The sequence below is a fragment of the Streptomyces sp. NPDC020780 genome, assembly GCF_044334475.1.
GTDB lineage: Bacteria > Actinomycetota > Actinomycetes > Streptomycetales > Streptomycetaceae > Streptomyces.
Genome location: NZ_JBIRTB010000012.1, coordinates 168162 through 182156, shown reverse-complemented (window position 1 = coordinate 182156; position 13995 = coordinate 168162). Strand labels below are relative to the sequence as shown.

At 73.9% G+C, this 13995-nt stretch carries 12 protein-coding genes and 1 pseudogene; 5 read left to right on the top strand and 8 right to left on the bottom strand.

The genetic code is table 11. The features are described 5' to 3' along the window. Positions 1-24: 24 nt before the first annotated feature. Complete coding sequence (locus ACH4VO_RS23710; protein ID WP_360990177.1) at positions 25-1065, bottom strand: DUF4349 domain-containing protein; 1041 nt, start codon at positions 1063-1065, stop codon at positions 25-27. Positions 1066-1192: 127 nt separating this feature from the next. On the opposite strand from ACH4VO_RS23710, the pseudogene hemG reads away from it, so the two are divergent. From hemG to ACH4VO_RS23695, 3 genes and pseudogenes are all read left to right on the top strand, one after another. After that, positions 1193-2702: pseudogene (gene hemG / locus ACH4VO_RS23705) on the top strand (protoporphyrinogen oxidase). Between the two features lie 4 nt (positions 2703-2706). Beyond that, on the top strand, positions 2707-3420 hold the full coding sequence (hemQ, locus tag ACH4VO_RS23700) for a hydrogen peroxide-dependent heme synthase (protein WP_360990180.1): 714 nt from the start codon (positions 2707-2709) through the stop codon (positions 3418-3420). Between the two features lie 342 nt (positions 3421-3762). Further along, the gene (locus tag ACH4VO_RS23695; protein WP_360990183.1) at positions 3763-5040 is read left to right on the top strand and encodes an APC family permease; all 1278 of its coding nucleotides are present in this window, start codon (positions 3763-3765) and stop codon (positions 5038-5040) included. A 19-nt stretch (positions 5041-5059) separates the two neighbouring features. Here ACH4VO_RS23695 and ACH4VO_RS23690 read toward each other — a convergent pair whose 3' ends face one another. The 4 genes from ACH4VO_RS23690 to ACH4VO_RS23675 form a co-directional block, all read right to left on the bottom strand. Next, positions 5060-5842: a TIGR04222 domain-containing membrane protein gene (locus tag ACH4VO_RS23690; RefSeq protein WP_360990185.1), complete on the bottom strand. Its 783-nt coding sequence runs from the start codon at positions 5840-5842 to the stop codon at positions 5060-5062. Between the two features lie 142 nt (positions 5843-5984). After that, the gene (locus ACH4VO_RS23685) at positions 5985-7022 is read right to left on the bottom strand and encodes a TIGR04222 domain-containing membrane protein (protein WP_360990188.1); all 1038 of its coding nucleotides are present in this window, start codon (positions 7020-7022) and stop codon (positions 5985-5987) included. A gap of 5 nt (positions 7023-7027) precedes the next feature. Beyond that, positions 7028-8644: a DUF692 domain-containing protein gene (locus ACH4VO_RS23680; RefSeq protein WP_360990191.1), complete on the bottom strand. Its 1617-nt coding sequence runs from the start codon at positions 8642-8644 to the stop codon at positions 7028-7030. A gap of 292 nt (positions 8645-8936) precedes the next feature. Further along, a complete protein-coding gene (locus ACH4VO_RS23675; protein ID WP_360990194.1) occupies positions 8937-9701 on the bottom strand; it encodes a peptidyl-tRNA hydrolase in 765 nt (254 codons plus the stop codon). An 84-nt stretch (positions 9702-9785) separates the two neighbouring features. Between ACH4VO_RS23675 and ACH4VO_RS23670 the strand changes: the two genes are divergently transcribed. Then, positions 9786-10463 carry an AIM24 family protein gene (locus ACH4VO_RS23670; protein ID WP_360990197.1) on the top strand — a complete coding sequence of 226 codons (678 nt, stop codon included), beginning with the start codon at positions 9786-9788 and terminating at the stop codon, positions 10461-10463. 107 nt (positions 10464-10570) lie between these two features. Beyond that, positions 10571-10774, top strand: a complete 204-nt coding sequence (locus ACH4VO_RS23665) for a hypothetical protein (RefSeq protein WP_360990200.1) — start codon at positions 10571-10573, stop codon at positions 10772-10774. 72 nt (positions 10775-10846) lie between these two features. Here the strand turns inward: ACH4VO_RS23665 and ACH4VO_RS23660 are convergent, their stop codons facing one another. From ACH4VO_RS23660 to ACH4VO_RS23650, 3 genes are all read right to left on the bottom strand, one after another. Next, positions 10847-11713, bottom strand: coding sequence for a polysaccharide deacetylase family protein (locus ACH4VO_RS23660; protein WP_360990204.1), 867 nt, complete (start codon positions 11711-11713; stop codon positions 10847-10849). 304 nt (positions 11714-12017) lie between these two features. Next, on the bottom strand, positions 12018-13394 hold the full coding sequence (locus ACH4VO_RS23655) for an alkaline phosphatase PhoX (RefSeq protein WP_360990207.1): 1377 nt from the start codon (positions 13392-13394) through the stop codon (positions 12018-12020). A gap of 132 nt (positions 13395-13526) precedes the next feature. Continuing rightward, entirely contained in the window at positions 13527-13952 is a 426-nt protein-coding gene (locus tag ACH4VO_RS23650) for an OsmC family protein (RefSeq protein ID WP_360990210.1), read from the bottom strand. Positions 13953-13995 lie beyond the last annotated feature (43 nt).

Here is a 13995-nt window from a genome sequence, read left to right as displayed (position 1 = left end):
GTGTCAGGGACCCACGCTACGGCGCTACGGTGCCGGCGGAGCTTCCGGGCCGCGGCCCGGAGACGCGGCGGGTGAGGCGGGCGCGGCAGCCGGGGGGCCGCCCGCCGCCGTCCCGAAGGGCGCGCGTGCGGGTGCGCCGCGCCGGGCCGTGCGGCGGCGGTGCAGCAGACGCCACAGGAGCGCCAGGACGGCGGCCGTGGCCAGGAAGGGCGCCGTGGCGCCCAGGGCCACGGCGATCCACCGCAGCATCCCGAGGAACGCGCTCCAGCCGGCACCCAGCGCGTCGAGGAAGCCGGGCTCCTCGTCGCCGTCCGTCCGGTCGTCCGCGTACGGTTCGTAGAGGTCGAGCGTGACCGTCGCCAGTGAGGTGCGGTCCTTCAGGGACGCCTGCCGGGCGAGCAGCGACTCGAGGTCCGCCTGACGCCTGCTCAGTTCGCCTTCCAGGGTCACCACGTCGGAGAGCTTCTCCGCCTTCTCCATCAGGGAGCGCACCCGCGCCACACTGGCCCGCTGGGTGGAGATCCTGCTCTCGACGTCCACGACCTCGCCCGTGACGTCCTTCGCCCCGGACGTGCGCGATTGGAGCTTGCCGGCACCCGACAGGGCACGCAGCACGGAGTCGTACCGGTCCTGCGGGACGCGCAGCACGAGATGCGACGTCTCGTGGGTGTCGTCGACCCGTTCCGTCGTCTCCTCCGCGACGAGCCCGCCCGCGCCTTCCGCGGCGCGGCGGGCCGCGGCCACCGCCTTCGGCACGCTGGTGACCTCGATGTCGAGCGTGGCCGTGCGGATGACGTGCACCGCCCCCGCGGCGCCCGGCTTCGGAGCCGCCGGACTCCCGTCGGCAGGCTTCTCGGCGGACCGCTCGCCGGCGCCCGCGCCCTCCGGGGCGGCGGCCTTGCGGTCGTCCGCGACGCTCCTGTCGGCCGAGCTGCCGCCCTCCCCGGCGCCGCAGGCCGCGGTGGACAGGAGGACGGCGAGCAGCCCGGCGGTCAGGACGGCGCGCCGGCGGCGCCGTCCCGGGTGAGCGGTCGGACGGCTGTCCGTGTGACGGTCGATGTGCATGACGTGTCCCCCCAGGGCCGTGTGTGTCAGTGCCGGTTCGACGTACGGGGCCCGCCCGCGGGTTGCCGGTCCGCGGTTTCGAAGCGGTCACGTTCGTGACTCGGAACGGGTTTGAGAGAGTGGACCCATGCAGCGTCCTCTTCAGCGCGACACCACACGCACGGGCCATGTCGTCGTCATCGGCGGCGGAATCGCCGGACTCGCCGCCGCCCACCGGCTGCTGGACTCCGGTCTGCGGGTCACCGTCCTGGAAGCGACGGAGCGGCTCGGCGGCAAGCTGGTGACCGGCGAGATCGCGGGCGCGCCCGTGGACCTCGGGGCCGAGTCCCTGCTCGCCCGCCGGCCCGAGGCGGTCGATCTGGCCACCGCCGTCGGGCTCGGCGACCGGCTCCAGCCGCCCGCCACCGCGACCGCCTCGCTCTGGACCCGTGACGCCCTGCGCCCCATGCCCAAGGGGCACGTGATGGGCGTCCCCGGCGACCCGGCGGCGCTCGGTGACGTGCTCTCGCCCGAGGGACTGGCCCGGATCGCGCAGGAGCGCGACCTCACCCCGACCGCAGTCGGCGACGACGTGGCCGTCGGCGCTTACGTGGCCGACCGGCTGGGCCGCGAGGTCGTCGACCGCCTCGTGGAGCCGCTGCTGGGCGGGGTGTACGCGGGCGACGCCTACCGCATCTCGATGCGCGCCGCCGTACCGCAGCTTTTCGAGGCGGCGAAGGAGGGCGGCTCGCTCCTGGACGCCGTACTCCGTATCCAGGAACGGGCCGCCGCGCGTCAGCGGACCGGGCCGGTCTTCCAGGGCATCGCGGGAGGGGTCGGCACGCTCCCGGACGCGGTCGCCGACGCCGTACGGGCCGGGGGCGCCGACATCCTCACCGCGACTCCCGTGCTCGGGCTCACCCGCACCGGCGACGGCTGGCAGGTGCGCACCGACACGCGGATGATCACCGCGGACGGCGTCGTCCTCGCCACCCCCGCCTGGTCCGCGTCCACCCTCCTCGCCGCCGAGTGCCCCGCGGCCTCCGTCGAGCTCGCCACCGTCGAATACGCGTCGATGGCGCTGGTCACCCTGGCCTTCCGGCGCTCCGACATCGCGGGGACCGAGGCGCTCCGGGGGCGGTCCGGATTCCTCGTACCGCCGGTCGACGGGCACACGATCAAGGCCTCCACCTTCTCCAGCAACAAGTGGCGGTGGGTCGCCGACGCCGCTCCCGGACTGTTCGTGCTGCGCACCTCCGTGGGCCGTTACGGCGAGGAGGACCACCTGCACCGTGAGGACTCCGAGCTCGTCGGGGTGTCGCTGCGCGACCTCGCCGCCGCCACGGGGCTGACCGCCCGCCCCGTCGACACCGAGGTCACCCGGTGGATCGGCGGACTGCCCCAGTACCCCGTGGGTCACCTGACCCGGGTCGCCAGGATCCGCGAGGCCGTGGACGCCCTGCCGGGCCTGCGGGTGTGCGGAGCGGCGTACGACGGGGTCGGGATCCCCGCCTGCGTCGCGAGCGCGCGGCGGGCGGCGGACGAGATCGTCCACGACGTGACGGGCCGGAAGGCGGAAGATCGCCGGGACGGCAGGGAGGGAGATCATCGCCACGCCGACCCGGGTTCAGGGCACTCGGAGCGAGGCGGGACAATAGCCGTATGAGTGCGCCAGAAAAGCTTCCGAACGCAGGCAAGAAGGCCAAGGACCTCAACGAGGTCGTGCGCTACACCCTGTGGTCCGTCTTCAAGCTGCGAGATGTGCTTCCCGCCGACCGCGCCGGTTACGCCGACGAGGTCCAGGAGCTGTTCGACCGGCTCGCCGCCGAGGACATCACCGTCCGCGGTACCTACGACGTGTCCGGCCTGCGGGCCGACGCCGATCTCATGATCTGGTGGCACGCGGAGACCGCCGACGAGCTGCAGGGGGCGTACAACCTCTTCCGGCGCACCAAGCTGGGCCGCTCGCTGGAGCCGGTCTGGTCGAACATGGCCCTGCACCGCCCGGCCGAGTTCAACAAGTCGCACATCCCGGCCTTCCTGGCCGACGAGACGCCGCGCGACTACATCAGCGTGTACCCCTTCGTACGGTCGTACGACTGGTACCTGCTGCCGGACGAGGACCGCCGCCGCATGCTGGCGGACCACGGCAAGATGGCCCGCGGCTACCCGGACGTGCGCGCCAACACCGTCGCCTCCTTCTCCCTCGGCGACTACGAGTGGATCCTCGCCTTCGAGGCGGACGAACTTCACCGTATCGTCGACCTCATGCGCCACCTGCGGGCCTCCGAGGCGCGTATGCACGTGCGGGAGGAGGTCCCCTTCTACACGGGGCGCAGGAAGTCGATCGCAGACTTGGTGGCCGGTCTCGCATAGCCAGCGTTTCCGGCCGCCCCGACCCGGAAGATCAGTTGGCGGGCAACGGCGTGTGTGACGCCGCCCGTCGTTCCAGCGACACCGGGTCCGGTTCCGGGCACACATCGGCCTGTGACCGGCGAACGGCGGTGGCCTGCGGGGGAGTCAGCCATACCTCCCCGCCGGCCGCCGCTCCCCGCCGTGCACGGCCGATGTGGCCCGGGCCGCACAGCAGGCGTGCGCGCCTGTCGGGCCGTCCCCGCGGGGGCGGCCTTCCGCATTCTCCCGACACCTCCGCCTTGTAGGGTGCGTCGGCCTGCAGCCCGTGCAGCCCCTGCCGCCCCCCTGCCGAGGAGCCGAGAGATGAGCACCACCCCCGCCACACCGGCCGGCGACGGTGAACTGACCCGGCGCCTGGGCGTCTTCGACGCCGTCGTGATCGGTCTCGGCTCGATGATCGGTGCCGGCGTCTTCGCGGCGCTCGCGCCCGCCGCCGGAGCCGCCGGCTCCGGCTCCGGGCTGCTGACCGGCCTGGTCCTCGCGGGCGCGGTGGCCTACTGCAACGCCACCTCCTCCGCCCGGCTGGCCGCCCGGTACCCGGCCTCCGGCGGCACGTACGTCTACGGCCGTGAGCGGCTGGGCGCGTTCTGGGGATATCTGGCCGGCTGGGCGTTCGTCGTCGGCAAGACGGCCTCCTGCGCGGCCATGGCCCTCACCGTCGGCTCCTACGTGTGGCCCGGCCACGCGACCGCGGTGGCGGTCGCCGCCGTGGTGGCGCTGACCGCGCTCGACTACACCGGCGTGCGGAAGGCGGCCCTGCTGACCCGCGTCATCGTCGCCGTCGTCCTGGCGGTCCTCGCCGCCGTCGTCACCGCCTGCCTGACCGGTGCCCCCGGCGGCCCCCGCCCGGGCATCGGCGTGGGCACGGGCATCGGCGGGGTCCTCCAGGCCGCCGGGCTGCTGTTCTTCGCCTTCGCCGGGTACGCCCGCATCGCCACCCTGGGGGAGGAGGTGCGCGACCCGGCACGCACGATCCCCCGTGCGATCCCCCTCGCCCTCGGCATCACCCTGGGGGTGTACGCGGCCGTCGCCGCTGCGGTGCTCTCCGTCCTCGGCGCCGGGTCACTCGCCGACGCGACGGCGCCCCTCGCGGACGCCGTACGCGCGGCTGGCGCCCCCGCCCTCGTACCGGTGGTGCGCGTCGGGGCGGCCGTGGCGGCGCTGGGCTCCCTGCTCGCCCTGATCCTCGGCGTCTCCCGTACCACCCTCGCCCTGGCCCGCGACCGCCACCTGCCCCACGCCCTGGCCGCCGTCCACCCCCGCACCCGGGCGCCGCACCGCGCGGAACTCGCCGTGGGCGCGGTCGTCGCCGTGCTGGCCGCGACCGCGGACCTGCGCGGGGCGATCGGCTTCTCCTCCTTCGGCGTCCTCGCGTACTACGCCGTCGCCAACGCCGCCGCGCTCACGCTCACCCCCGCCGAGGGGCGGCCACCGCGCGCCGTACCCGTCGCGGGGCTGGCGGGCTGTCTGCTGCTGGCCTTCGCCCTCCCGGCGGCCTCGGTCCTCACCGGTTCGGCCGTACTCGCGGCCGGTGCCGGGGCGTACGGGCTCCGCACGCTGTACACCCGCGCCCGGCGCTGACGCCGTCGCCCGCCGAGGCTCAGAGGGCGGGGTGCGCGGGGCGGCCGCCGCGCAGGGCCGCCCGCAACTCCGGGTCCTGCAGGGCGTCCACGCCCCGTACGGCCACCGCCGCGAGCAGGTCGCGGTCGGCGCCGCGCACCGGGGCGGGCAGCGAGTCCAGCCACCGCTGTCCGGACGGCGAGGCCCACGGACTGTACGGGTGGTTCTCCACCCGCGCGATGGCCAGGCACCCCAGGGTCAGGACCAGCGGCAGCCCGAACCAGGCCGCCACCGGGCCCGCGTAGCCCGTCTCCTGACCGGGCATCAGCATCGCGGCGGCGGCCAGTACCACCACCAGCACGGCCGCGCCCCGCACCGCCCGTAGCGCCGACTCCAGAGCGGTCCGCGTCCCGTGCGGGACGGCGAGGCCCGCCGCCACGAGCCGGTCCGCCAGGGCGCGTACGGCGTCGGCCGCAGCGGCAGCCGCCCGTATCGGAGCTATCCGGGACTGGCCTTCCGGGCCGATCGCACGGATCACGGTGCGCTCCACCTCGTCCCGGCCCTCCGGGTCGACGACGGTCGCCCAGCCGGTGTGGGCGAGCAGCAGCCGGTGCCGCAGGTGCATGGAGACCAGGGCCAGATCGGCGACCCGGTGCGGGCCGCCTGCCAGGAACGCGGTCTCGTACAGGTTGAGTTCGCGCGGGGACGGGCCCTCGGCGGCATCGGCCGGCCGCACGGCCGCGCCGGCGGTGACGAGGCAGAGCCGAATACAGGTGACGGCCGCCGCACCCCACGCGACCAGAAGGAGTAGAACCCAGAGCATGGCGGATTTCTATGCGAGGCGGACGCGCAGCGCCATGACCTGTTCACGATACGGACAGAATTCGGTCACAGCCGGTCGGTCACGGGTGGCCGTATTCCGCGGCCCTCCCGGTGGACCGGACCGGACCGTGCCCGACCGGAGGTCAGGAGCCGCCGCAACTGGAACCCCCTCCGCAGCTCGAACCGCTGCTGCAACTGGACCCGCTGCCGCTGCCGCAGCTCGACCCGCCGGCACCGCCGCAGCTGCTGCCCGCACCGCACGAGGCACCCGTGCCGCAGGAGGAGCCCGACCCTGATCCGCCCCCGTCGCCGGCACTTCCGCAACTCCCGCCGCCGGGACCCGCACCGGCGCACCACACCACCGGCACGAGCGCCGCGGCGCTGCCTGTGGAGGCGGTCGACGACGCGGCGGACGGGCGGATCCGGGCCGGCCGGTAGCGGGCGGCCTCCGCCAGCTGCGCCCGCAGGGCGGGATCGGGGAGCGCCCGCAGCCCCTGCGTGGCCACCAGGTGGGCGGGGTCCGTCACCTGGGCACAGGCGGCGCGGTAGGCGTCCAGGGCGGCCCGTCCCGCCTTCGTGACCCGTGCCTTGGCGGACGAAGCGGTGATCAGGCCGACCACGCCGCCGGCCACCAGAGCGGGCAGCACCTTCACGACGAAGGGGAACGGCACGTCCTGGTACCCCTCGTGGAAGGCGTACTGCAGGACGGTGAGGACGATGGCGACCGGGACGGCGGCCAGGCAGGCCACGGCCTGGACAATCGCCCAGCGGCGGCGGGTACGGCTTTCACCCGGCGCGACGAGCAGCCCGCGCGCCGCGAGCCCGTCGCCGATCTCCTGCACCGCCGGGTGCCGCATCACTGCCTCCCGCAGCAGGTGCAGCGCCCCGCTCGGAGCCGCGGCCAGCTCCTGGAGCACGGCGCGTTCCACCGCGCCGCGGGCCTCCGCGCGCCGGACGGCGACGATGCCGGGGCCGCCGACGGCCAGCCGCCCGTCGGTGTGCAGGGCGGTGAGGGCGGTGTCCACCGTCCTGGCGGGTCCGCCGCTCAGGAACGCGGCCTCGGAGAGGTCGTGCGCGTACGCGCCGGGGTCACCGCGCCGGCCGGACCTCACGGTCGCGACCACCAGGAGCGTCGAGGAGACCGCCACGGCCAGGGTCAGGAGAAGGGCGAGTGCGTTCATGGCGCTCACTTCCCGGTCAGGACGGCACGGGCGGCCCGCACCAGCCGGGTCCGGCGGCGCGGCGGGTACGGCGCCGACCGGTCCTGCCACCAGTGCGTCAGCCTGCGCCTCGCCGCGTCGTCGGCGGGGTGGCCCGTGATGAGCAGCTGCTCGGCGAAGTCCAGGGCGTCGCGGCGGTAACCGGCGGACATGGGCCGGGACCTGGCGTACGCGAGGAACGCGGAGCGGTAGCCGTCGCCGAGTATCTCGGGCAGCTCGGGCGCCACCCGGGCGACGACCCCGGCCCGCTTGGCGGCCAGGGCACGGCTCTGCACCCCGAGACGCCGGTGGTCGAATCCCTCCGGCACGGGCGTGCCCGCCACCAGGTGCGAGAGCAGCGCGGTCTGCGCGACGGCGGCCCGGCTACGGGCTGTCGTCGTCCCGGGGGCTGTCTCCCCGGTGCTCACGGTCGCGGCGGCCGGCTCCCCGGTGTTCGTGCGGGGGGCGAACGGCTCCCCGGTGGCTGCCTTCCGGGGGTTCGCCGAGGCTGTCGTCCTCCCGGCGTCCGCCTCCCCGGTGTTCGTGCGAGGGGCGAACGGCTCCTCGTGGGGCGTCACTCGCCTGCTCGCCGTGGCTGTCGTCCCTCCGGCGGCTGCCTTCTGGGGACCCGCTTCGGTGGCGGTCCCCACCTTCGGGGCCGCCTCCCGGATCTTCGTCGGGCCGGCGGCCGGCTCCCCGGTGCTCGCCTTTCCGGTGACCGTCTCTCCGCCGGAAGGCCGCACAGGCGGTGCGTGACGCCCTCGGCCGGACGTCCCACCGGCCGCCGCACCGGCCAGCGTGGCCCGGATCGAGGCCAGTTCACCCGCCAGCTCCGCCGTCGGCGGGAAGTCGTCGTCGCGCTCCAGCAGGACGCCCGGCGGATCGACCCGGGCCCGGAGTTCGGCCAGCACGCCCAGGACGGGGGCCGTCACCGGGTGGGCGTGCGTGTCGTGCCAGACGCCGTCCTTCTCGACGCCTCCTGCCACATGCACGTACGCGATGGCCTCCACGGGCAGTTCGTCGAGTGCCGTCGAGGGGACCTCGCCCCGGTTCACGTGATTGGTGTGGAGATTGGCGACGTCGATCAGCAGCCGCACACCGGTGCGCTCCACCAGCTCCGCGAGGAACTGGCCCTCGGTCAGTTCCTCGTCCGGCCAGGAGATCAGTGCCGCGATGTTCTCCAGGGCAAGCGGGACGGGCAGGCAGTCCTGCGCGATCCGCACGTTCTCGCACAGCACGTCCAGCGCGTCCCAGGTCCGGGGCACGGGCAGCAGATGGCCCGCCTCCAGCCTCGGCGACGCCGTGAGCGGCCCTCCCGCCCGTACGAACGCGATGTGCTCCGTCACCAGCGGTGCGCCCAGCAGCGCCGCCCGCGCCGCCAGTCCGGCGAGGCGCTCCGGATCGGGACGGTCGGCCCCGCCCAGTCCCAGCGAGACGCCGTGCGGCACGACCGTGACCCCGCGTTCGCGCAACCGCACCAGTGACGCGGGGAGCCGGCCCGTGCAGATGTTCTCCGAGACGGCTTCCACCCAGTCGATCCCCGGCAGTGCTTCGACGGCGTCCGCGATCTCCGGCCGCCAGCCGATCCCGATCCCCAGCTTCATGATGTGCCTCCCCGTTCTGTGCAGGGGTCATGGCCCCGCCAAGCGGCGCCGAACCCGGAAAGGGGGACGTTCAGAGCTGGATTTGAGGTTCCCGGAGGTGGCTGGTCTGCTTCGTCACCTGACCCCGACCCTGACTCCCCTTGTCCCGATCGGTCGGCAGACCGCCGGCCTGCGCAGACGCACGGGTTCACGGAGAGGGCCGGGAGCCGGGCCTCTCCGGGGCGTGTGAACGACGACCGGTACCGAGAACAGGCCGCAAGGGTCCGACGGTCCTCGCCGGCCCGTGTCCGCGTCAGCCCCGCAGCGCCGGATGGTCGGCGACGACCGTGCAGGAGCCCGGGGCGATCTCGGTGAACCCGGCGTCCCGAACCACCGGGAGCCCGCTCACGGTCAGTTCTCGCCACCGGGCCGGGTCCGGGGCGGCGACGGAGAGCGGGAAGCCCGCCTCGCGCCACGCCTTGCGCTCGGTCTCCGACAGCTCCCACCAGGCCAGCTGCGCACCGTGTCCGGCCTGCGCCATGGTCTTGCCCGCCGACATGTCCAGCCCGGGGTTGAGCCAGAGGACCGGACCGGCCGGATCCGGCGCGGCAGGCACCTCCGGGTCGTCCAGGTCCGTGCCCGACACCTGGAGCTTGGCCAGCTCCTTGGGCCAGCCGTCCAGCGGCACCGGAGGGAACACCCGCACCTCCGCCCGGGCGCCCGTGATCGTGATCCCGGGCAGCGCGGACGCCTTGCGCCACTCCGCTCCGCGGGCCCGCCGCACCACCTTGCGGATCCGGGCGTCCTGCCAGTCCCGTACGAGCCGCGCCCACTCGCCCTCGCCCAGGGAACGGTCGTCCGAGAGCATCGTCAGCACCGCACGGGCGGCGGTGACCAGCGCGTCCGTACGCGCCGGGGGATCCGCCTTCTCGATGCGCACCACCAGCGGCAGCACGTACTGCCGCGCCTCGTCCCGGGACGTCTGCTCCGTACGGAACGGGCTGCCGGCGGGATGCGCGGTAGCCGTCGGCTCGGGAGGGGTCTCGGAAGGGGTCTCGGAAAGGCTGTCGCTGCTCACGTACACCAGTCTGCCAGGCCCCTGCGACAGCCCTCCGGGATCCGCCCTTGGCGGAACGTGGACCTCCGGGTGAGGATGCCCGGCATGAAGAGCGACCTCTTTTCCAGTACGCACATGGCCGGGCCGGCTTCCGCCCCCGGTATGTCCCTCCAGAACGCCAAGTCCGTCAAGTACGTCGTCAACGGGGAGATGCACGCCCGCCAAGGCTCGATGATCGCCTACCGCGGCACCCTGCAGTTCGAACGCAAGGGCCAGGGCATCGGCGGCATGCTCAAGCGCGCGGTCACCGGCGAGGGGCTGCCGCTCATGGCGGTCCGGGGCCAGGGTGAGGCCTGGTTCGCCCACGAGGCCGCCAACTGCTTCATCGTGGAGATGGAACAGGGCGACGTCCTGACCGTCAACGGCCGCAACGTCCTGTGTTTCGACGCGAGCCTCTCCTACGAGATCAAGACCGTGAAGGGCGCCGGAATCGCCGGCGGCGGGCTCTTCAACAGCGTCTTCAGCGGATTCGGCAAGCTCGGCCTGATATGCGAGGGCCACCCCATCGTGATCCCCGTCAGCGCACAGCAGCCGGTGTACGTCGACACGGACGCGGTGGTCGGCTGGAGCGCCCAGCTCACCACCTCCCTGCACCGCTCGCAGAGCATCGGCTCCATGGTGCGCGGCGGTTCCGGCGAGGCGGTCCAGCTGGTGCTGCAGGGCGAGGGGTTCGTGATCGTACGACCGAGCGAGCTCAAGCCGGAGAAGGCGTCCTCCCACTGACCCCGGCCCCCGGAAGGAACGGGCTGCCGTACGGCCCCGCCGCGCCGCTCGGCGTCCTCGGCCGGGCCCGGTCCCGGCCGAGGACGCCGAGGCGTACGCTCGGACGCATGAACCGGCACAGCGGCGAACGCACGGACGACGGGTACTGCGGGACGCGCCCGCCGGCCCCCGTACCGGTGGACGCGGGACCTCCGTACGCCGCGTGCGTGCTGTGCGGGAAGCCGACGGAATACCCGGAGTCGACGAAGGGCAGCACGCTCTGCCCGGTCTGCGAGTGGCAGGAGGCCGGGCGCACCGCCTGCTCGGGCTGAGAGGCGGGTACGGGCCCTCACCTCCCCATCCGGCCCGGCCGGGCCGGGAGCCGGCACGCCGTGGAACCAGGTTCAGCCCCGCATCAGCTCGGAGACCTTCACGAAGCGGTACCCCTGCCTGCGCAGTTCCGGGACCACCCGGCGTACGGCCTCGGCGGTGACGGGCGCGGCGCTGCGGGTGCAGTGCATGACCACCAGTGAGCCCGGCCTCACCCCGTCCAGCACCTGGTCCGCCACCGCGTCGGCGTCCGTGGCGAACGCGTCGCCGCTGACGACGTCCCACTGCACGGCCGTCACCCCCGTGGGCGCGAGGGCCTTCAGCGAGGTGTCGTCGTAGCAGCCGCCGGGGAAGCGGAAGTACGGTACGACGTTGGTGGCCCCGGCCTTGCGGATCTCCGTGAACGCCCGCTCCACATCGCCGCGCATATCGGCCTTCGCCACGGTGGGCAGCCCGTAGCAGGGGGTGGAGAAGGCGTAGTGGCTGTACGAGTGGTTGGCGATCTCGAACAGGGGATCGGTGCCGATCGCGCGTGCCTGGGACGGGTACTCCCGCGCCCAACGGCCGGTCATGAAGACCGTCGAGGGCACCTCGAGCCGGCGCAGCAGGGCGATCAGCTCCGGATTGTCGAAGTGCTCTCCCGCCGCCGCGCGCGGCCCCTGATCCGCCGTCATGTCCGCGTCGAAGGTGAGCGCCACCACCTTCTCGTCCCTGCCGGCGGAGCCCCCGGTCCGTCGCTCGAAGACCGGGGTGAGCCCCGCCGGGCCCGGCGCCGTCGTGGGCGGTTTCCTCCCCGCCTCGGCGGCCACCGAGGGTGCGGCGGAGGCGGGGGCCGGGGGAGTGCCGAGGGGAGTGGCCGGGGGTGCGGCGGCCTGGGTGCGGGCGTCCTCCGCGCTGCCGCAGCCCGCGAGGACCACGGCCAGGGCCGCCGCCGCTGTCATCACTGTCATCGTACGAACAGATTTGATCACTGGAGGACGTTAGCTGATGAGTCGTCAGCGAGCGCCGCGCCGCTCCGGCCGAGCCCGCGGGGGCGGCCGGACGGGCGACCGCCCACCCGGCCCCGCGGTCTGTTTCCGCGCCACCGGCTCCCGCACGTCCCGGGCGACGACGGCTACGGCACCTGGCCGCGTTGCCGGGACGTCCACGTACCTCCGGTCCGCGGACGTCCCTCCGCCGTGCGGTGGACGGCCGCCGGTGCCGCCCGCGGGTCCACCGGGACGTGCGGGAGGGGCCTCAGGCAGGTCAGTGCCAGGGCCCCGTCACCGCGAACGTCGTCCCGGGCGTGTAGCAGTTCACGAACATGGTGGCGCCGTCCGGCGCGAACGTGACCCCGGCGAACTCACCCCACTCGGGTTCCTCGGGCGTCCCGGTGTTCTGCCGGCCCCGTGCCATCGGGTACACCTCACCGCGCCGCGTCACCCCGAGCACGTACTGCGCGCCGCCGCCGTCCTCGCAGACCATCAGGCCGCCGCCGGCGGCGAGACAGATGTTGTCCGGGGACTCGCCGGGCAGCTGGACGTCCGTGTCCGGCCCGAAGACGACCACCAGCGTGAGCCGCCGCCGCTTCGGCTCGTACCGCCACACCTGGCCGAAGTGGTCGGCCGCCGACCCCTGTGCGCTGCGGGCGAAGCTGGAGACGAAGTAGACGGACGAGCCGCCCCAGTAACAGCCCTCCAGTTTCTGGGCGTGGGTGATGCCCTTCGGGCCGAAGTCCTGGTGCCGGACGGGCGTGGAGGCGGCCAGCGGATCCGGTACGGGCACCCATTCGATCCGGTCGAAGGCCGCGCCGGTCTCCTGGATCGCGGAGAGGTCGGGCACTCCGGGCACCCGCATCGCCTCCAGCGTGCCGCCGGCCCGCAGCGAGCCCGTCCCGCCGAGGGGCTTCTCGGGGAGGAAGCGGTAGAAGAGGCCGAACGGGCGCTCGAAAGCGTCCTCGGTCTCGTACACGATCCCGTTCCCCGGATCGATCGCGATCGCCTCGTGCTGGAAGCGGCCCATCGCGGTCAGCGGTACCGCTCCGGTGCGGCGCGGGTCGGCGCCGTCCACCTCGAAGACGAATCCGTGGTCCTTGGTGTAGCCGTTGGTGCCGGCCTTGTCCTCGGTCTCCTCGCAGGTCAGCCAGGTACGCCACGGGGTGGGACCGCCCGCGCAGTTGACGGCCGTACCCGCGATGGCGACCCGCTCGCCGAGGACGTGGTTGCGGCCGTCGAGTTCCAGGGCCGTACAGCCGCCCTTGCCCATCGGGTCGTAGGTGAGGCCCTCGATCGTGGGTACGGGGATGCGGGCGTCGGCTCGGTTCTCGTGGTTGCGCACGAGGTGGACGCGGCCGTGGCGGCCCGCGAAGGCGGCCATGCCGTCGTGGTGGCTGGGCACCCGGCCCTCACCGGAGCGGAGGGCGTCGCCCTCCCGGGAGAGGACCCGGTAGCGGAAACCTTTCGGCAGGTCGAGCAGGCCGTCCGGGTCCGGCACGAGCGGTCCGTAACCGCTGTGACCGCGTGCGGCGGCCGTGCCGGCGAAAAGTTCGGTGAAGGCCCCGGTGAAGGCGACCGAGGCAGCGGCGGCGCCGCTCCCGGCCAGGACCTGTCGTCGTGTCGCGGGCCGTCGAGGTGCGGATGACATGAGGCAACTCCCTGTTGGCGGACAGGTGACGTGACCCGCATGTGTGTACCACGCGTGGTGCCGCACGGGAACCACGCGCACCACGGAGCCCTTGTGTCCCCGGGGCGGCGGACGCCCCGGGGACCCGCCGGATCAGACCAGCGACGCGGTGAGCGTGATCGTCGTGCCCGTGAGCGCCTGGCTGACCGGGCAGTTCGCCTTGGCGTCCTCGGCGGCCTTCACGAAGCCGGCCTCGTCCAGACCCGGGACCTCACCCTCCACCGTGAGGTGGATGCCGGTGATGCCCGTGCCGGGCTGGAAGGTGACCTCGGCCTTGGTGTTCAGCCGGGTCGGCGGATTGCCCGCCGAGGCAAGGCCGTTGGAGAGCGCCATCGAGAAGCAGCTGGAGTGCGCCGCCGCGATGAGCTCCTCCGGACTGGTCCTGCCGTTCGCCTGCTCCGCACGGGACGGCCAGGAGACCGGGTACTCCCCGATCCCGGAGGAGTCGAGGGTGACGACGCCCGAGCCCTCGAGCAGATTGCCTTCCCAGACCGTGTGCGCCTGACGCGTGGTAGCCATACGGGGTCCCTTCAAAGGTGTACGCGGTGGTGCGCTCACGCAC

Bases quoted from the DNA above. Each gene is read 5' to 3' on its own strand.
- ACH4VO_RS23685 (WP_360990188.1), bottom strand. From the start codon at position 7,022: ATGAACGCACTCGCCCTTCTCCTGACCCTGGCCGTGGCGGTCTCCTCG.
- ACH4VO_RS23690 (WP_360990185.1), bottom strand. From the start codon at position 5,842: ATGCTCTGGGTTCTACTCCTTCTGGTCGCGTGGGGTGCGGCGGCCGTC.
- ACH4VO_RS23650 (WP_360990210.1), bottom strand. From the start codon at position 13,952: ATGGCTACCACGCGTCAGGCGCACACGGTCTGGGAAGGCAATCTGCTC.
- ACH4VO_RS23670 (WP_360990197.1), top strand. From the start codon at position 9,786: ATGAAGAGCGACCTCTTTTCCAGTACGCACATGGCCGGGCCGGCTTCC.
- ACH4VO_RS23680 (WP_360990191.1), bottom strand. From the start codon at position 8,644: ATGAAGCTGGGGATCGGGATCGGCTGGCGGCCGGAGATCGCGGACGCC.
- ACH4VO_RS23660 (WP_360990204.1), bottom strand. From the start codon at position 11,713: ATGACAGCGGCGGCGGCCCTGGCCGTGGTCCTCGCGGGCTGCGGCAGC.
- ACH4VO_RS23665 (WP_360990200.1), top strand. From the start codon at position 10,571: ATGAACCGGCACAGCGGCGAACGCACGGACGACGGGTACTGCGGGACG.
- ACH4VO_RS23655 (WP_360990207.1), bottom strand. From the start codon at position 13,394: ATGTCATCCGCACCTCGACGGCCCGCGACACGACGACAGGTCCTGGCC.
- ACH4VO_RS23710 (WP_360990177.1), bottom strand. From the start codon at position 1,065: ATGCACATCGACCGTCACACGGACAGCCGTCCGACCGCTCACCCGGGA.
- hemQ (WP_360990180.1), top strand. From the start codon at position 2,707: ATGAGTGCGCCAGAAAAGCTTCCGAACGCAGGCAAGAAGGCCAAGGAC.
- ACH4VO_RS23695 (WP_360990183.1), top strand. From the start codon at position 3,763: ATGAGCACCACCCCCGCCACACCGGCCGGCGACGGTGAACTGACCCGG.